This window comes from Methylothermaceae bacteria B42 (genome assembly GCA_001566965.1).
Classification (GTDB): domain Bacteria; phylum Pseudomonadota; class Gammaproteobacteria; order Methylococcales; family Methylothermaceae; genus Methylohalobius.
The window spans coordinates 37,796-56,715 of sequence record LSNW01000008.1 but is presented as its reverse complement, the minus strand read 5'-3'; the positions used below and the strand labels follow the sequence as shown (position 1 = coordinate 56,715).

Below are 18,920 nucleotides of genomic sequence, written 5' to 3'. Positions count from 1 at the left end.
GCGGAGGCGGTTTCGGCGGAGGCGGTTTCGGCGGAGGCGGTTTCGGCGGAGGCGGTTTCGGCGGAGGCGGTTTCGGCCAGATAGATTCTTTTCGTGCCCGGGGAAATAAGCGGCTGCAGGTGGATTTCCTTTATCGAATGCAAAATATCCTCTCCACTCAATCCGAACGAACTTTCGACTTTCGTCATCAATTGCGAGGGAATGCTTCTGCTGAATTGATTCGCAAGTCTTTATTTGTAGATACGAATGCAGGCATTGGGCAGATACTCGCGAATCCGTTTGGTCGTCAAACAATAGACAATGTTGCCAATACTGGCAATCGAGCTAATTTTTATACTTATGGTATAAGTCCCTACTGGCGCCCATATTTGGGAGGTTATGCGGAGGGTGAAGCACGATTTAGATACAATTACATAACCACTTCTCGTGGGCAAGCTTCTGATAGTCATATTCTTACAGAATCGGTGACTTTAAAAAGTGGTCATCGTTTTTCTCTCCTGACATGGAAAGGAAGTTTCTATAACAGTGAAACCAAAAGAACTTCTGGAAAAGATGTCAAATTCCAAACAGGTTTTGGAGAGATTAGATATCGTTGGCATCGTAAGTTCAGTACATTTGTACAAGCTGGGTATAACAACAGTAACTTTGCTTTCAGGACCAACAACAATCAAAATAACAATAATAAAAATGGTTTTTTCTATACATTCGGAGCTGCCTGGAAGCCTAGCCGGTATTTAAAGCTTGAAGGCGGGTGGGGACGTAACAGTTTTGCCTCCATTACCCTGGAGCCTACCAGAAGAACCTTTTTACAAGCAATTTATCGTCATAACAGGGTGGGAACCGTCACCGGTAACGTTTACCAGGGAATTTTCCGGCATCGCACTCGGCGTACTGTGTGGAGTGCTCAATATATTGAGTCGGCTACAACAACCCAAGCATTAATTGTCCAACAGCAGGCTGTTAGCGAGGTTGACATTGGAAATATCCCATTAGTAGACGATGTTATTATTCGTAAACGCGGTCAAATTTCCTTTACTGGCAATACAGCGAAGACATCAATTAACTTAAATGCTTATGCGGCGAAAAGGAAATTTCAAGAAACTGATATAAATTCTCGAATTTTAGGAATTAATGGAAGTTGGCTGTGGCGGTTCGGAAGGCGGACTTTTACGAATGTAAGTGTGTTATGGCAAAAAACCAAATTTGAAGATATAACCCTGTTAAACACCAAAGGTACCAACTATTATTGGACCTCCTCTTTTCGTTTGATACGCCGGTTGACACCCGATTTTAGCGCTTATATTGAATACCGGCGACAGCAACAGAAATCCACTGATAAAGATCAAGAGTATATAGAAAACCGCGGCCTCGCCGGGCTAACAATGACTTTCTAATATGTATACAAAATTTTATAAATTAGAAAAAAAGCCTTTTCAGCTAACTCCAGATCCCGAGTTTTTTTTCAATAGCCCTGTCCATAAAAGAGCTTTGGCATATCTTCGATATGGCCTTGCTCAGGGGGAGGGGTTTATTGTTGTCACAGGAGAACCTGGGACGGGTAAAACCATGCTTGTCAAAGCATTGTTTAATTCCTTAAGAGAAGAAAATATTGTTGCAGGGTTAATGGTAACTTCTCAGGTAGGGGCGGAGGACACGCTCAGGATAATTTCGGCGACATTTGGCCTTTCTTACGATGGCGATGCTAAGGCTACTTTATTGACTAATCTAGAAGATTTTTTTAAAGAACAAGCCAGTCTCGGAAAGCGTGTTCTGCTGGTAGTGGACGAGGCCCAGAATTTACCTCGTCAGTCATTGGAAGAGTTGCGCATGCTTTCCAACTACGAAGTAGAAGGCAAGCCGTTGTTTCAAGCTTTTCTTTTGGGTCAAGACGAATTTCGGCTTTTGCTGCAGGCGGAACACCTCTCGCAAGTAAGACAGCGTGTTATTGCAACGTACCACTTGCGGCCTTTGGATTTAGAAGAAACTGAAGCATATATCCTTCACCGCTTAAAACTTTCTGGTTGGAAGGAAGATCCCAAATTTACCAAGAGTGCTTTTATTGAAATATTTAATTTTACCGAGGGTATTCCTAGGATAATCAATACATTGTGTGATCGTTTGTTATTGTTTGGTTATCTCGAAGAATTGCATGAAATAGATGAAAAAGTTGTATTGACCGTGGTAGAGGAAATCAAACAGGAAACCCCGGATCAATCGGAACTTAAAATTACAAAAAAAACAGAAGCCGAGAGTCCCGTTTTCAGCGAATTATCGCCTAACAATACGCAGGCATATTCAAATCCTGATTTGGTCGATAGGATTAATAAACTCGAGCGCTGCATTATTGATCTCCAAAAGACAGTACAAAAAGAGCGGGCATTGCTGCGTAAAGCCATTTTGATTCAGCTAGATATGGATTCGGCATACGAGCAGATTCCGGATCTGAGTGGTTCAAATAGGGAAACTCCATCCGATGGCTGATTCACCAAAATTAATGTGTGTCGTAGGTGCCCGTCCTAATTTCATGAAAATTGCACCTATTATTTCTTCTTTACAGCATCACTCTACAATGACGCCTTATTTGGTCCATACCGGCCAGCACTATGATGCGGCAATGAAGGATGCTTTTTTTGATCAATTAGGAATACCAAAACCTGATGTTGATTTAGAGGTAGGCTCAGGTAGTCATGCGGTCCAAACCGCTCAAATTATGCAACGGTTTGAGCCGGTTTTAGATAAAGAAAATCCATTGGCGGTATTAGTCGTAGGGGATGTGAATTCCACGATTGCCTGTGGTCTGGTGGCGGTAAAAAAACATGTTCCCGTTATCCATGTCGAAGCGGGTTTACGCAGCTTTGACCGAATGATGCCTGAAGAAATCAATAGGGTGCTGACCGATCAAGTTTCAGATTTGCTGTTTACCACCGAGCAAGCAGCAAAAATGAATTTATTACGGGAAGGTATCGATGAAGACAAAATCCATTTTGTGGGTAATGTCATGATTGATGCCTTATTGAATAATGTAGAAAAGGCGGTTCCAGCAGCAACTACCCTAAATCGTTACAACGTAGAAAATATTTCCGACTATGGGGTCTTAACGCTTCACCGGCCTGCCAATGTCGACAACCCTAATGTATTGAAAGGCTTGTTAGATACCCTAATTGAAATTAGCCAACAATTGCCAATCATTTTTCCCCTTCATCCCAGAACAAAAGGGAAAATTGAATCGTTTGGCTTGGAAAATGCGCTTACTCAGGCAAACATTATAATCACGCCTCCTTTGGGATATCTCGAAATGCTCGGGTTGGTGAAATCCGCCAAGCTTGTGTTAACCGATTCCGGCGGCTTGCAGGAAGAAACAACAGCCCTTGGTGTGCCGTGCGTGACGCTGAGAGAAAATACGGAACGTCCTATTACCGTGACCGAAGGTACCAATACTATTGTGGGTAGTGATCCGGACAAAATTCATACTTGTGTGGCGGATATTCTAACCACAGGTGGTAAGCGTGGCAGAATTCCTGCCTTATGGGATGGGCGGGCGGCAGAAAGAATTGTCAAGATCATTGAAGAAACCATGCTGGAGGCCTATTAATGACAGGGAAAACCAACGCCATGAGCGTGGATGTTGAAGACTGGTTTCAAGTTTCGGCTTTTGAAAGCCATATTGACAGAAAAGATTGGAATAAGCTGGTACCCCGAGTAGAAGCCAATACTAAGAAAATACTCAATTTATTTGACGATGCGGGTATCAAGGCGACTTTTTTTACCTTGGGATGGGTGGCGGAAAGATTTCCGCAATTGATCAAGGAAATTGTCTCTCAAGGACATGAACTTGCCTGTCATGGCTATTCCCATGTGCGGGTGACTGAGCAAAATCCCCAGGAATTCCGGGAAGATGTAAAGCGTGCCAAGGAAATTTTGGAAGATATGGTTGGCGTACCTGTTATTGGCTACCGCGCGGCAAGCTACTCCATTGGCCGGGATAATCTGTGGGCTTTGGAGATACTGCAAGATTTGGGTTTTAGATATAGCTCGAGCATTTATCCGGTTAAACACGATCTCTACGGCATGCCGGAAGCACCGAGATTTGCTTTTTTTCCGGAAAATGCCCCCAAGCTTTTGGAAATTCCGGTGACCACCGTCAAGCTAGGGGGGCGCAACTTTCCCTGTGGAGGCGGAGGTTATTTCCGTTTGTACCCTTATTTCCTTTCAAAGTGGGCCTTAAAGCAGGTCAATCAAGAAGGCCAGTCCACGGTATTTTATTTTCATCCCTGGGAAGTGGATCCACAACAACCTCGGCCGCAAGGTCTAAGCTTGAAGACGCGTTTGCGTCATTATCTCAATCTCAACCGCATGGAATCCCGGCTTCGGTCCCTATTGGAGGATTTTAAGTGGGATACCATGGCTAACGTTTTTCTGGCTTCGTAAGTTATGCAAGTAAAAACCCTGACACCGGCTGACTATGGCCGTTGGGATGCTTATGTTGAAAAGCACCCGGAGGCAACCTTTTTTCATTACTCTTCCTGGCGTGAAATTCTTCAGGGCAGCTTTAATCACCCGACGCATTATCTTTATGCGGAAGAAAACGGCGAAATCCAGGGTATTTTCCCCCTGGGACATATCCGTAGCCGATTATTTTCCAATGCGCTGATATCTACGCCTTTTTGCGTCTATGGAGGCGTTTTGGCTGACACCGAAGCGGCACGTGAAACCTTGGAAAATGCAGCGGTGGAATTGGCCCATGAACTGGCAGTGGATTATTTGGAAGTAAGAAATTTAAAGCCTTCAGGCGCTGGAAGATCCACCAAGGATCTTTATGTCACTTTTCGCAAGGAATTGGATCCGGATCCTGAAGCGAATCTCAAAGCGATTCCCAGAAAACAACGAGCCATGGTGCGAAAGGGAATTAAAGCAGGGTTAGTGGGCGTCATCGATGAAAAGATTGATCGATTTTACGATATTTATGCCGAGAGTGTCCGTAATCTGGGAACCCCTGTTTTCCCCAAACGTTATTTTGAACAGTTAAAAAAAACATTCGGAGACCGGTGCGAAATCTTGCTGGTGGAACATAACGGTGACGCCATTGCCAGTGTAATGAATTTTTATTTCCGGGATGAGGTTCTGCCCTATTATGGCGGTGGAACCAGTGCGGCCAGGGCCCTCAAAGCCAATGATTTCATGTATTGGGAAGTCATGCGGCGGGCCGTGGAGAGGGGGATTAAGATTTTTGACTATGGGCGTAGCAAAAAAGGAACAGGCTCTTACCGCTTTAAGACCCACTGGGGATTCGAACCTCAGCCTCTTTATTATGAATATGCATTGATTCGGGCCAAGTTCCTACCGGATATCAACCCGTTAAATCCGAAATATCAAATGTTTATCAAGGCTTGGCAGAAATTACCATTGCCGGTAAGCAAAGTCATTGGCCCTTGGTTGGCGCGCAGTCTCGGTTAAATGGCCAACCTGCTTTTTTTAGTACATCGAATTCCTTACCCTCCCAATAAAGGGGATAAGATTCGCTCGTTCCACTGGTTAAAGCATTTGGCGGGAAAACATCGAATTTTTCTTGGCGCCTTCGTGGATGACCCTGAAGATTGGCGTTTTAAGGATAAGATCAATGACTATTGCGAGGATTCATGTTTGCTCCCCCTTTCTCCAAAAACCGGGAAAATAAAAAGCTTGAAGGGACTTTTTCAGGGACAGCCATTGAGCCTGCCTTATTATTTTGATAACCGAATGAAGCAATGGACAAAGCAACTGTTGGGGAGTGGGAGAATTGATCGTATCTTCGTTTACTCTTCCGCGATGGCGCAATATGTAGACTCGACTGTCCGCGCGCGGACAGTCATTGATTTTGTCGATGTGGATTCTGATAAGTGGCGCCAATATGCCAAAAGCAAACCCTTCTGGAGCGCTTGGGTTTACCGGCGTGAAGCACGCTTGCTATTGGATTATGATCGTAGGGTAGCCCAGGCTTTTGATTTGAGTTTGTTTGTTTCCCAAGCAGAAGCTTCCTTATTCAAAAGCTGCGTGCCAGAAGCTGCCGATAAAATAGATTATGTGGAAAACGGGGTTGATTTGGAATATTTCCAAGGTGGGCGCGAGTTCGTTTCTCCATACCACCCAGGAGAAGAAGTATTTGTTTTCACTGGCGCCATGGATTATTGGGCCAATGAAGATGCGGTGCGCTGGTTTGCCAATGAGGTTTTCCGCAAAATCCTGCGCCGACATGTGGAAGCACGGTTCTATATTGTAGGTGCACGCCCTACGGAAGCCGTTAAAGCCTTGGCAAGAAAGGAAGGGGTGGTTGTTACCGGTGCTGTAAAGGATATCCGGCCCTATCTAGCCCATGCCCGCATGGCAGTTGCGCCGCTTCGGATTGCCCGGGGCATTCAAAATAAGGTGCTTGAAGCTTTGGCAATGGCCAAACCGGTCCTGGCTTCAACCATGGCGGCGGATGGTCTGGAAATCAACACCAACCTGGATTTGGCGATTGTCAGTCAGCCCGAGGAAATGGCTCAAGTAGCAATTCAGGCCCTGCAAGACAGATCGTTTATGCCTCGCATATCAGAGAAAAATCGTAAGTTCGTTGAAGAGCGGTATAGTTGGGCAAGCCATTTGCAACGGCTGGATAATTTCCTGGAAATGCCATGAGTGGTGTCGCGAAACCTATGGAAGATCATTCAGTGGTTAGGGAACAGGTTTCGCCAGTCACGGGATGGCGCACGGCATTAGTTGCTTTAACCATCTCTTTGTTATTTCTCTTTGCTGCCTATTGGCAAACGTTTTTCTCCATGGCTTCAATTTGGTGGCGGTCGGAAACCTTTGCCCATGGCATGCTGATTTTCCCCATCAGTTTATACTTGATTTGGAAACGCCGAGATGTTTTAGCCTCGTTGGCTCCGCAACCGGATTGGCGGGGATTAATTGTCCTGTTCGGGCTGGGGTTCGGCTGGCTGTTGGCAAATGTTGTGGATGTCCTGGTAATTCAACAATTGTGTTTTATCGCCATGATTCTCGTGTTGGTGTGGACATACCTGGGCTGGCGGATAGCCTGGGAAATTGCTTTCCCTTTGGGGTTCTTGTTTTTTGCCGTACCCATCGGAGAATTTTTGGTTCCTCCGTTGATGAATTTTACCGCGGATTTTACCGTCAAGCTGATTGAGTTGACCGGTATCCCCATTTATCGTGAAGGGACATTTTTCAGCATACCCTCGGGAGATTGGTCTGTGGTGGAGGGGTGCAGCGGTTTGCGCTATTTGATAGCCTCCCTCACGCTGGGTTGTCTTTATGCGTATCTCACTTACCGAACTTTGTGGCGCCGCTTGTTGTTTATCGCCTTATCGGTGGGATTTCCCATTATCGCCAATGGGCTTCGGGCTTTCATGATTGTCATGATCGCCCATTACAGTGACATGAGGCTGGCCCTGGGTGTGGATCACTATATCTATGGATGGGTGTTTTTTGGGCTAGTGATGTTGTTAATGTTCTGGATCGGTTCCCTTTGGAAAGAGCCAGAATGGAAAGAAGAGGATGCTTCCCAAGCTAATAGCCGCGTGCAAACTGGCGCGATGTCTAAGAATGCTTTGATTGTTCTGGCTCTAGCAACTGCTTTAATGCTGGCAATTTGGCCAGTTCGGGCCATGCAAATTCGTGAAAAGTCCATGGCTGATTTTACCAAGGTGACTTTATCCCTGCCTGAAGGGACAGCGGGTTGGCATCGAATGAATGAAAAAATGACCCCATGGGAACCCCGTTACCTATATCCCGACGCCAAGGCAGTCGCCACCTATTCCAATGGAACACAAAAAGTAACCTTGTTTGTTCTCTATTACCGGACGCAAGTGCAGGATAAAGAGTTAGTAAATTCTCAAAATATTCTGGTCCCTCAAAAACATCCTGTTTGGATGATGCCAGGTGAGTCGAAGATCCCAGTGAAGCTGGATAATCAAACTATCACAGTTCGTCAAGGTAGAGTGCAATCGTCTTTTCAAAAATTACTCGTGTGGCGATGGAACTGGGTTTCAGATACTTTCACCGCCAATGACTATTTGGCTAAACTTCTGGAAGCCAAGGATAAGGTGTTGGGCAGGTCAAAGGATGCGGCGGGAATTGTGGTGGCAGTGGAATATGACGACAGCGTTGGACCTGCAGAAAAGACTTTGCATCAGTTTCTTGCCGCTATGCTCCCTGAGATAGAACAAACACTGCAAAATGTGGCTAAAACCAGGTAATCATGGCCGCGCCTTTAATTGTCCATGTGATTCATAGATTGGGTATTGGCGGTCTCGAAAATGGATTGGTCAACCTAATCAATCATTTGCCCCAAGAAAAATACCGCCATGCGATTATCAGCCTGACCGAGGCGACGGCCTTTAAAAATAGAATTCACCGGCCTGATGTGCGGGTCTATGAAATGCATAAGCAGGCAGGCCAAGATTTCGGCCTTTATCCCCGCCTCTACAAATTGCTGCGGGCATTGCGACCGGCGATCGTTCACACCCGTAATTTGGCAACGCTAGAGTGTCAATTGCCGGCTTGGTTAGCTGGGGTTCCGATCCGGATTCATGGGGAACATGGCTGGGATATCTTTGATCCTGATGGAACCAACCGGAAATACCAGTGGCTAAGGCGCGCTTTTCGCCCACTTGTCCATCAATATATTCCCCTGTCCCAACAGTTGGAAAATTATCTGCATGACACCGTAGGGATTCCTGACCAAAAAATCACCCGGATATGTAACGGCGTGGACACCGAGATTTTTTATCCACCAAGAGCCGGTAGAGAGATGATTCCGGGATGTCCATTTACGGATCCTGAGCAAATTGTGATTGGCACTGTTGGGCGAATGCATGGTGTCAAAGATCAAACCACGTTGGTTTCCGCGTTCATTCATTTACTTGAAAGACAACCGGCCCTGAAACGGACGCTTCGCCTCATCTGTGTCGGTGACGGACCTTTGCGGGAAAAATGCCTACACTTATTAGGGACAGCGGGATTATCGGATCTGGCCTGGTTGCCTGGAGAACGTCATGATATCGCCCAGGTGATGCGCGGATTGAATGTCTTTGTTTTACCCTCCCAAGCTGAAGGGAATTCCAATACCATTCTGGAAGCGATGGCAACAGGTTTGCCTATTGTGGCGACCAAGGTAGGGGGAAATCTGGAATTGATAAAAGATGGCATTTCCGGCACCTTGGTGCCAGCATCGGATATAAAGGCAATGGGCGATGCACTGGAAAATTATGTTGGAAATTCGGATTTGCGTTCTAAGCATGGCAACGCGGCTTTGGCCCGGATTCAATCCATGTTTAGCTTGACCTTGATGGTTAACCGTTACGCAGCGGTATACGATGATTTGTTGCAAGGGAAAATTCACTAATGTGCGGTATCGTTGGCTTAATAGATCTTGAAGGAAAACGGGAAGTCAACCGGCAATTACTCCATGAAATGAATGAAGTGCAGTACCATCGTGGTCCCGATGGCAGTGGGCTGGAAATTCGCCCCGGCGTTGGATTGGGCCATCGGCGGTTGGCTATTATCGATTTGGCTAGCGGTGCCCAGCCCTTGGCCAGCGATGATGGCAAGGTGGTTGTGACTTACAACGGCGAAATCTACAATTTCATGGATTTACGTGCCGAATTACAGCAACTGGGATATGCTTTCCGCACCCATTGTGATACAGAAGTGATTGTCTATGCTTGGAAAGCGTGGGGTCCGAAGTGTGTCGAACGATTCCGCGGAATGTTCGCTTTTGCCATCTGGGATGAAGCGGATGAAACCTTGTTTCTGGCACGGGATCGTCTTGGCATCAAACCTTTGTACTACACTCGATTGAAAAATGGCTGGTTTGCCTTTGCATCGGAGCTAAAAGCGCTCCAGCGTCACCCAGAGTTAGCCAGGGAAATTGATCCAAAAGCCTTGGAAGAATATTTCGCCTACGGATATATCCCGGATCCACGCACAATTTACAAAGCAGTCTATAAACTGGCGCCTGGAGAACGACTGTTCATTCGTAAAGGTAACAAAATTCAACCGGAAGTCTATTGGGATGTTGAATTTAAACCGAACAATACCATTGATGAAGGAGAGGCCCGGCAAACCCTGATTGAGCAATTGCGGGAAGCCGTTGATGTGCGTCTGATTTCCGAAGTGCCTTTAGGCGCATTTCTTTCAGGTGGCGTGGATTCCAGCGCGGTGGTTGCCATGATGGCTCAGGTCATGGACGAGCCGGTCAATGCCTGCTCTATTTCTTTTGGCGACCCTGCGTTTAATGAAGTGGATTTCGCCCGGGAAGTGGCTCAGCGTTACCAGGCTAAACACCGGATTAAGGAAGTCGACCCGAATGATTTTTCCTTGGTGGATAAGCTTGCGGGCTTGTATGACGAACCGTATGCCGACAGTTCCGCCTTGCCCACTTACCGAGTATGCGAGTTGGCCAGGGAAGAAGTAACCGTTGCACTTTCAGGTGATGGTGGTGATGAAAACCTGGCGGGTTATCGCCGCTACCGTTGGCAGTTTTACGAAGAAAAAATGCGGAACATGATTCCTTCAGCGATTCGTCGTCCTCTATTCGGCACACTAGGTAAAATCTATCCCAAATTGGATTGGGCTCCCAAGGTATTGCGCGCCAAAAGTACTTTTGAGTCCCTCGGGAGAGACTCTGTGGAAGGGTATTTTCACAGCGTTTCCGTGATGGGGGACAGTCTGCGGGGACGTTTGTACAGCGACAAATTTAAACGGGAATTGCAAGGCTATCACGCGGTAGAAGTATTGCGCCGCCACGGTCAAAAGGCACCCGACCATCCCCTTTCAAAGGTGCAATATCTGGATCTTAAGACCTATCTGCCAGGAGATATTCTGACGAAAGTAGACAGGGCCAGCATGGCCCACTCTCTCGAAGTTCGAGTGCCTATTTTGGATCATCACATGGTAGAGTGGATGGCAACCTTGCCGCCTGAATTCAAGTTAAGAGGCAGGGAAGGCAAGTATATCTTCAAGAAATCGCTTGAGCCCTATCTTCCGGAAAGTGTTCTCTATCGCCCAAAAATGGGATTTGCCGTGCCTTTGGCTACCTGGTTCCGCGGTCCCTTGCGCGAGAAAGTGCGCGAGTCATTGTTGGGACCTGCCATGTTGGATTCTGGATGGTTTGACCACAACTTTCTTCATACCCTGGCGGATCAGCACCAGAAAGGCCTGCGGGACTACAGTGCACCCATTTGGTCACTATTGATGTTTGATTCTTTTCTCAGGCGGCATTGATGCGTATACTCCATATTTTGGACCATTCCATACCTCTGCATAGCGGCTACACTTTCCGCACCCGTGCGATCTTGGAACATCAGCGGGCGTTGGGATGGGAGACTTTTCATCTTACTTCCCCGAAGCATCGCTGTGACGGAGCGTTGAGGGAAGTTGTTGAGGGTTTTGAGTTTTTCCGGACCCCGCCTTTACGGTCTTTTAGCGGCAAGCTTCCGGTAGTGAATCAGTGGGTGGTTTCCAGGAGTCTGGAAAAACGCCTGGACGAAGTGATTTCCGAAGTGCATCCAGACATTCTCCATGCCCATTCCCCCGCATTGAATGGCTTGGCAGCTATCAGGGCAGGGCGCCGCCATCGGCTACCGGTGGTTTATGAATGCCGCGCCTTTTGGGAAGATGCCGCGGTTGATCATGGCACAACCACTGAAGGCAGCTTGCGTTACCGCCTGACAAGGGCTTTAGAAACCCATGTATTTAAAAACGCTGCGGCAGTGACAACCATTTGTGAAGGACTCAAGCAGGACATCATTGGACGTGGGTTACCTCAAAATAAAATAACCGTTATCCCTAATGCAGTGGATATTAAACGCTTCAGCATGAATCGCGGGCCCGATGCTGAGCTAAAACGCAGTCTTGGTTTGGAAAGCAGAGTGGTTTTAGGGTTTATCGGTTCATTTTACGCTTATGAGGGGTTGCCATTATTATTGGAGGCTTTATCACTTATTCTTCCCCATCATCCTGAGGTGCGATTGTTACTAGTAGGTGGTGGACCTCAAGAGCAAGCACTGCATAGGCAAAGCGAGCGGATGAAATTATCGGATCATGTGATATTTACGGGGCGAGTTCCGCACGATCAAGTACAAAAGTATTACGATTTGGTGGATATTTTTGTATATCCTCGCCTGTCTATGCGTTTAACAGAATTGGTAACACCTCTAAAACCCTTGGAAGCCATGGCTCAAGGTAAGCTTGTATTAGCATCGGATGTCGGCGGCCATAGAGAGTTAATAAATCATGAAGAAACCGGGCGGTTATTCCAAGCTGGGAGTCCCAAGGCTTTGGCGGAGGAAGTATTATCAATAATTTCGAGTCGTGATTTATGGCCAGAGATGATTACACGCGCACGTAATTTCGTCGTCAATCAGCGTAATTGGGAAACAAGTGTGCAAAAATATACTTTGATTTATGAACAGTTATTGGGATGAACAATAGGGATGAATCTCCTATACATCAACTAGCTTTGGTAGGACCCTTGCCGCCGCCCTTTGGAGGAATGGCGAACCAAACTCTCCAGCTTGCAGAAAAACTGTCAGCAGAAGGAATTGAGGTTGAAATAATACAATGGAATCGTGAGTACTGGCCAAGATGGATTGGAAAAATACCAGTTATACGGGCTGGATTTCGGTTATTACCTTATTTATGGGCGCTTTGGCTAACGGCTGGACGCAAAAAATTGTTTCACATTATGGCAAATTCGGGGTGGTCATGGCACTTGTTTGCTGCCCCCGCCGTGTGGATTGCTTCACTGCGTGGTTGTGCAATTGTTTTGAATTATCGTGGTGGAGAAGCAGAGTCCTTTTTTTCCCGCTCTTTTCGCTACGTAAAACCGACTCTAAATCGATGTCATAAAATCATTGTTCCATCCGGTTATCTACGGGAAGTTTTTGCGCGTTTCGGTGTGCTAGTCGATGTGGTTCCCAATCCAGTGGATTTAACGAAGTTTGGAATTAAATCACAAAACGAAAAATCTAAAAATGGTCCTAACCTGATAGTTTGCCGAAACCTGGAGCCTATCTACGGAATTCCTTGTGCACTCAGGGCTTTTGAGAGGATACTTGAATCTTACCCAAACGCCAAACTTTGGATAGCTGGATCAGGTCCTCAGGAGCATGAATTAAAAAAACTTGCAGTAAAATTAGGAATAGCCAATAAGGTTGTTTTTACTGGACGGCTTACACCTGAGCAGATGGTTGATCTTTATCGCAAAGCTGAGATTGTGTTAAATCCAAGTGAAGTTGATAATGCGCCTAATTCTTTACTTGAAGCTTTAGCAGTGGGAGTACCGGTTGTGAGTACTGATGCGGGAGGTATTCCTTACTTGGTAGAACATAATAAAACAGCATTACTAGTACCCATAAATGATAATAAAGCCATGGCGAACTCTGCTATAAAAATTCTAAATGATTCGAATTTACGAGATGCCCTGTGTAAAAATGGACTTATTAAGGCCAAAGAGCATTCTTGGGATACAGTCAAAGAAAAGTTATTATTGATATACGTTTATGCGGTATCTAATAAATCAATAGCTAGAGCTGGAAGCAATAGACGTACTTAGCAATGCCCATTCGTGATATATTGGTTGTATCCATTGTTTTTATTTGTATACCTTTTATCTTGAAAAGACCAGAGGTTGGGGTTTGGGTCTGGTCATGGTTGGGGTATATGAATCCACATAAACTATCTTGGGAGTTCGCTCACACTTTTCCATTGGCTCAAATAGTTGCATTGACTACAATATCTAGCTTGCTAGTAAGCAAGGGTTCAAAGAGAATCTTGTGGACAAGAGAAATAATATTGATTTTTCTATTTTTTATTTGGGCAACTATTACAACTATTTTTTCGTTATATCCAGAACTGGCTTGGCCGGAATGGAGTAAAGTTGGGAAAATTTTCCTAATGAGTTTTGTTAGTATGATAATTATACAAAACCGTCGTAATCTCCAGATTTGGATATGGGTAATTGCGCTTTCATTAGGATTTTATGGATTTAAAGGTGGATTATTCACATTGGCGACAGGGGGAGGGTATGCTGTCTATGGCCCACGAGGAACTTTTATTGGGGGGAATAATGAGATTGGGTTGGCATTAATTATGATTATCCCTTTTTTGCGTTATTGCCAGATTAATACTGATAATGTCTGGTTGCAACGGATAATCATTGTTGGAATGCTGCTATGTTTTATAGCTGTGCTTGGCACTCAGTCTCGAGGAGCTTTTTTAGGCGTGACAGCAATCTCTCTTTTTCTAATAAAAAATAGCAGACATAAATGGACGTTTTTAATTTTTATCTTATTGGCACTGCCAATAATCTATTTCTATATGCCAGAAAGCTGGCATGAAAGAATATCGACGATAAAGTCATATGAAGATGATCGGTCGGCTATGGGGAGAATCAATGCATGGATGATGGCATTTAATTTGGCTTCAGAGAGACTTTTGGGTGGAGGCTTTAATTGTTTTCAGCCGGCTTCATTTGCGCTCTATGCCCCCAATCCGTCAGACATCCATGATGCCCATAGCATTTATTTCGAGGTGCTTGGCGAGCATGGATTTATTGGGTTAGCTATTTTTTTATCAATTGGTATTTGCGCTTGGCGAAGCTGTGTTTGGGTTATGAAATATTCCAAAAAAGCAGATAATCTGAAATGGGCCTATGATTTAGCAGCGATGCTGCAGGTTAGCTTGTTGGGATATGCTGTCTCTGGAGCGTTTTTGGGATTAGCTTATTTTGACCTGTATTACAATTTAGTGATATTAATAGTCTTAGTTAAGATGATAACAAAGGATACCTTGGAAGAAAACGCATCCACAGTAATAGATAGCACATCGTCGGCGCCTGTTCGATCTTTTGTTGTCAAACCTCGGACATAGAATATTCGAACCTAGTATCACACCACTGGGTCCACATCATTAAAATCCATATCATTACCCCATAATAAGTAGCATGTTCGCTCTGATGGGATTTTTTCAAATTCTTAATATATTGTTTCTGGATGACGCCGTTTAATGATGAGTGTTCGAGGCTAGCGTATGCCATTTCTTGTAATTCAGAGTTAGTGTTTAACCACATACCAAAAGGAAGGCCAAAACCATGTTTGGATTTCCGGAGAGTTACTGGGGAAAGAAAATCTGCAAATGCTTTTCGGTAAAAAGAACGTAATTCAAAACCACGCATGAGAAATTGGTCTGGAATACTTGAAGCCAGCTCGACTACAGAATCATCAAGCATTGGATATGTAACATCAATACCTGCTAAACTGCACATCTGATTGACTTTACGAAGATCATTATCTGCTAAAGTGATCTTCCAATCTAGCCATAGCATTTGTTTTAGCATTGAAGCTTTTTTAGGGCGGTTATAAACTTCTTGTAAATGTTCGATAGGCCATCCATGATTTATGGAAGTTAGAAAATCAGGTTCAAATATTTGTGATAGTGGTGTGCGACGAAGAAAATTATATGTTTCCATACGTTCTGGCATTGGAATTTTTGCTTGTTCAATGTAGCTATATAATTTATTTGTGCCAGGAATTTTCAAATTAGCTAGCGATTCTACAAGTGGTTCTAAAAGTATGGATCGTAGTCCTAAGGGAATATGGTGATAGAGTTGGAATAGTTTTTGTTTTGTATAACGAGCATTTCCGGCAAATAATTCATCTCCACCGTCTCCAGCCAGCAGGCATGTCTTACCGTGGTCTTTGGCAAGGCGTGCGCAATAATAAGTGGGAACAGCAGATGCATTTCCGAAGGGTTCATCATAGCTGGAAGCAATTTTTGGAATAGCCTCTACCACATCGCCAGGCGTAACATAATACTCGACTAAGGGAACGTTAAAATGGTGAGCACAGGCACGGGCATACTCCATTTCATCATAACCTTTGGCGTTGAACCCAATAGAAAAAGCTGTGGCCTGTTTTGGGTGCAACTGCTTAAACAATCCGGTTATGGTACTGCTGTCAAGCCCTCCGCTGAGGAATGTTCCTGTAGTATCAGGTTCTGTAGCATTGGCATTGACAGAGTTTAGCAGTGTTGTTCGTAATCGTTGGGTTAGCTCAGATTTGGACAGTGCTGAATTTTTAAATATAGGGCGCCAATAGAAATTCAATTCCTTTTTTCCTTGGGTAAAAGAGAGAAATTGCCCAGGAAGCAATTTATTTATTTGCTTATATATAGATAGAGGGGCGGGAATCATATGAAAATAGAAGTATGCAAAGAGAGCCTGGGGATTGATTTCTGGAGAGATTTGAGGGAGTTGTATGATTTGACCTGGGCGGCCAAAGACTATACCACCATCAAAACAAGCATATGATAGTGATTGGATCCCCATTCTATCGATGGCTATTAAGCCTGTTTGTGTTTCTTGATCAAATACAGCTAAGGAAAAACTGCCGGTCAGATAGTGTGGTATTTCAGATCCAAGAGCACGAAACTTATCTGCTATAGAGTAGGCGATGCTATAAAGATTACCTCTCTTTTGCGATGAAGAGTCTCGCCAGCGTGGATGGCCATATATAACCGCAGTAACAGATTCAACAGTGGCAACAGCAGAGCTTGGATCGCTGATTAAAGTTAAGGTAGGGAAACTTAGGAATTGGCTTGATGGAGAAAAAGATTTAACGAAAGGGGATGTTTTATCGATAGAGTAACCAGGTTCATGGAAACAACCAAAAAATGAAGTCATAATTGCAAAGCCTTTTAAAATATTTAAATTTATGTGCTTTATATTTTGCTGTGTGGCAAATAACTAAAACAATAATGAGATGCTAATTTAAACAGTTATCGTTTTATCAGATTGTGAATTGGTTCGCCATATGGAATATTTATTTAAATTTAAATAAAAGTACTATAACTTATTAGATGGCGGTAATTTTTTTATAAGTTGTATTACAAATTAAATTGAAAAGTGTAATCTTAGGTTTCAAGCTTTTATGGGAATATTTTAGCATATGTAGAAAAAAGCACTTCAAGTGCATAGAGCATGTGCTGAAGGTTGCACTTAGGGAGTAGAGTTTCCCCCTTTAACTTTATGTGTCTGGGTGTCAGAAAGTTTTTATTCTTGATCCTGATTGTAGATTTGATCTGTAATGCGTTGGGTAATATTGTTAAGTTGACTTGATTTATGCAGGTGAGGTAGCGGATGCGGCAAATTGTGTCTTTTTGGGATAATTCCCGCTGCCGACTGATTGGGATCGCGGATCTTGACCCTTCTTTTTTGCAGCTTCCTTTATTTTCCAGCAAGGTAGCGGCGGGTTTTCCTTCTCCGGCAGATGATGCGGTGGAGAGGGCGTTGGATCTCAATGAGCTTTTAATTAAGCGGCCAGCGGCGACTTTCTTTGTGCGGGTAGAAGGGGAGTCGATGATTGGGGCGGGTATTTATCCTAATGATATTTTGGTGGTGGACCGTTCTTTGGAGCCCATGCCTGGGCGGATTGTTATTTGTGCCTTGAATGGCGAGTTGGCGGTCAAGCGGTTAAAGTCTATCGAGAATCAGCGGGTGATTCTGGCTTCGGAAAATCCAGATTATCCCGATATTGAAGTAGAAGAAGAGGTGGACTTCGTGATTTGGGGGGTAGTCACTAATGTTGTCCATGCCCTCGACTGAACCTTGTTTTGCGCTGGTTGATTGCAATAATTTTTATGTAAGTTGTGAGCGCTTGTTTCGTCCCGATTTGTGGCGGCGACCGGTGGTTGTACTCAGCAATAACGATGGTTGCGTCATTGCCAGAAGTAATGAAGTCAAGGCCTTGGGTGTTCCCATGGGAGCGCCTTATCATGAGGTGGCGGCGTTGCTGCGCCGTCACAATGCCGAGGTCTTTTCCTCCAATTTTCCTTTATACGCGGATTTGTCTGCCCGAATCATGTCGGTTCTGGAGGGTTTTACGCCACATTTGGAAATTTATTCCATCGATGAAGCTTTTTTGGATTGGTCCGGCTTACCTCAAAACAAGGCGCGACTCGGAGTGCATTTGAAACAAACGCTGTGGCGATGGGTGGGATTGCCTGTGAGTGTTGGCATTGGGCCGACCAAAACCTTGGCGAAGGTGGCAAACGAGTGGGCCAAGAAAATATCGCCAGAGGGAGTGGTGGATTTGATGAACCCTCGGTGTCAAAAAGAAGTGCTTCTGCAAATGCCAGTGGGTGGGGTATGGGGTATTGGCCGGAGGCTGGCGGCAAAATTATCACAAATAGGCATCAAAACAGCATGGGACTTGCGGTGTGCCGATAGTGGGTTATTGCAATCCAGGTATAGCATTGTGGTGACTCAAACCGCTTTGGAGCTGCAAGGAAAAAGTTGCTTACAGGTGGAGACTGTAGTACCACCACGAAAAGAAATTCGTTGTTCCCGGAGTTTCCGTCCTAAGCTGACCGAACTTTCCCAGCTACATTCGGCCTTGTCAGAATTTTGTTGCCGGGCAGCGGAAAAATTGCGCCAGCAGCGGTCATTGGCCCATGTGGTGACCGTATTTTTGCGCAGTGATGCATTTGACCCTAAAAAGCCATGTTATCAGCCCGTGCTTGCTGCTGCGCTGAGAACACCAAGCCAGGATTCCCGCTGGATTTTGAAGTGTGCTGGAGAGTTGTTAGAAAAAATGTACCGGCCTGGGTACCGCTATCAACAATGCGGTATCTTGCTGGGGGGGCTTGTATCGGAAGCAGAGGGTAATGCCCAGTTGGCGTTGTTTAATGAAGAAATATCTCAAAAATATGCGGGAGCGTCGTTAATGGAAATAATGGATCGGGTTAATCGGCGTTTTCCTAATGGGCTTTTTCTTGGCGCATCTGTTGATTATCGCCGGTATCGCTACCGACCCCAGCAATTGTCACCTGCTTTCACTACCCGATGGAATGAATTGCCTGTGGTAAAGGCTTGAATTCAGGTC

The 18,920-nt window shown here is 45.0% G+C and carries 15 protein-coding genes; 14 read left to right on the top strand and 1 reads right to left on the bottom strand.

Features of this window, described 5'->3' with window-relative positions:
- Positions 1 to 137: 137 nt before the first annotated feature.
- Genes AXA67_05390 through AXA67_05335 form a run of 12 tightly spaced genes read left to right on the top strand, consistent with a single transcriptional unit; the run spans position 138 to position 14,910 of the window.
- Positions 138 to 1,394 carry a hypothetical protein gene (locus tag AXA67_05390; GenBank protein ID KXJ41553.1) on the top strand — a complete coding sequence of 419 codons (1,257 nt, stop codon included), beginning with the start codon at positions 138 to 140 and terminating at the stop codon, positions 1,392 to 1,394.
- 1 nt (position 1,395) lies between these two features.
- Positions 1,396 to 2,481, top strand: coding sequence for an ATPase (locus tag AXA67_05385; protein KXJ41552.1), 1,086 nt, complete (start codon positions 1,396 to 1,398; stop codon positions 2,479 to 2,481).
- Positions 2,474 to 3,592, top strand: a complete 1,119-nt coding sequence (locus AXA67_05380; protein ID KXJ41551.1) for a UDP-N-acetyl glucosamine 2-epimerase — start codon at positions 2,474 to 2,476, stop codon at positions 3,590 to 3,592. The genes AXA67_05385 and AXA67_05380 overlap by 8 nt, the downstream gene beginning before the upstream one ends.
- Entirely contained in the window at positions 3,592 to 4,428 is an 837-nt protein-coding gene (locus tag AXA67_05375; protein KXJ41550.1) for a polysaccharide deacetylase, read from the top strand. Before AXA67_05380 ends, AXA67_05375 begins: the two co-directional genes overlap by 1 nt.
- 3 nt (positions 4,429 to 4,431) lie before the next feature.
- Positions 4,432 to 5,454: a peptidoglycan bridge formation protein FemAB gene (locus AXA67_05370; GenBank protein ID KXJ41549.1), complete on the top strand. Its 1,023-nt coding sequence runs from the start codon at positions 4,432 to 4,434 to the stop codon at positions 5,452 to 5,454.
- Complete coding sequence (locus tag AXA67_05365) at positions 5,455 to 6,654, top strand: sugar transferase (protein KXJ41548.1); 1,200 nt, start codon at positions 5,455 to 5,457, stop codon at positions 6,652 to 6,654.
- Complete coding sequence (locus tag AXA67_05360) at positions 6,651 to 8,234, top strand: hypothetical protein (GenBank protein KXJ41547.1); 1,584 nt, start codon at positions 6,651 to 6,653, stop codon at positions 8,232 to 8,234. The genes AXA67_05365 and AXA67_05360 overlap by 4 nt, the downstream gene beginning before the upstream one ends.
- 2 nt (positions 8,235 to 8,236) lie before the next feature.
- Positions 8,237 to 9,382 (top strand): sugar transferase, encoded by a 1,146-nt coding sequence (locus AXA67_05355; GenBank protein KXJ41546.1) that lies wholly within the window; start codon positions 8,237 to 8,239, stop codon positions 9,380 to 9,382.
- Positions 9,382 to 11,262, top strand: coding sequence for an asparagine synthetase B (locus AXA67_05350; GenBank protein ID KXJ41545.1), 1,881 nt, complete (start codon positions 9,382 to 9,384; stop codon positions 11,260 to 11,262). The genes AXA67_05355 and AXA67_05350 overlap by 1 nt, the downstream gene beginning before the upstream one ends.
- Positions 11,259 to 12,464 carry a glycosyltransferase WbuB gene (locus AXA67_05345; protein KXJ41544.1) on the top strand — a complete coding sequence of 402 codons (1,206 nt, stop codon included), beginning with the start codon at positions 11,259 to 11,261 and terminating at the stop codon, positions 12,462 to 12,464. Before AXA67_05350 ends, AXA67_05345 begins: the two co-directional genes overlap by 4 nt.
- Positions 12,461 to 13,594: a glycosyl transferase family 1 gene (locus AXA67_05340; protein ID KXJ41543.1), complete on the top strand. Its 1,134-nt coding sequence runs from the start codon at positions 12,461 to 12,463 to the stop codon at positions 13,592 to 13,594. The genes AXA67_05345 and AXA67_05340 overlap by 4 nt, the downstream gene beginning before the upstream one ends.
- Before the next feature lie 2 nt (positions 13,595 to 13,596).
- A complete protein-coding gene (locus tag AXA67_05335) occupies positions 13,597 to 14,910 on the top strand; it encodes a hypothetical protein (protein KXJ41542.1) in 1,314 nt (437 codons plus the stop codon).
- Here the strand turns inward: AXA67_05335 and AXA67_05330 are convergent.
- Positions 14,894 to 16,366 (bottom strand): hypothetical protein, encoded by a 1,473-nt coding sequence (locus AXA67_05330; protein ID KXJ41541.1) that lies wholly within the window; start codon positions 16,364 to 16,366, stop codon positions 14,894 to 14,896. The genes AXA67_05335 and AXA67_05330 overlap by 17 nt on opposite strands.
- Positions 16,367 to 17,251: 885 nt before the next feature.
- On the opposite strand from AXA67_05330, the gene AXA67_05325 reads away from it, so the two are divergent.
- Together AXA67_05325 and AXA67_05320 are read left to right on the top strand one after the other, a co-directional pair.
- The gene (locus AXA67_05325; protein ID KXJ41558.1) at positions 17,252 to 17,641 is read left to right on the top strand and encodes a DNA polymerase V; all 390 of its coding nucleotides are present in this window, start codon (positions 17,252 to 17,254) and stop codon (positions 17,639 to 17,641) included.
- Positions 17,628 to 18,911 (top strand): hypothetical protein, encoded by a 1,284-nt coding sequence (locus AXA67_05320; protein KXJ41559.1) that lies wholly within the window; start codon positions 17,628 to 17,630, stop codon positions 18,909 to 18,911. The genes AXA67_05325 and AXA67_05320 overlap by 14 nt, the downstream gene beginning before the upstream one ends.
- Positions 18,912 to 18,920: the final 9 nt, after the last annotated feature.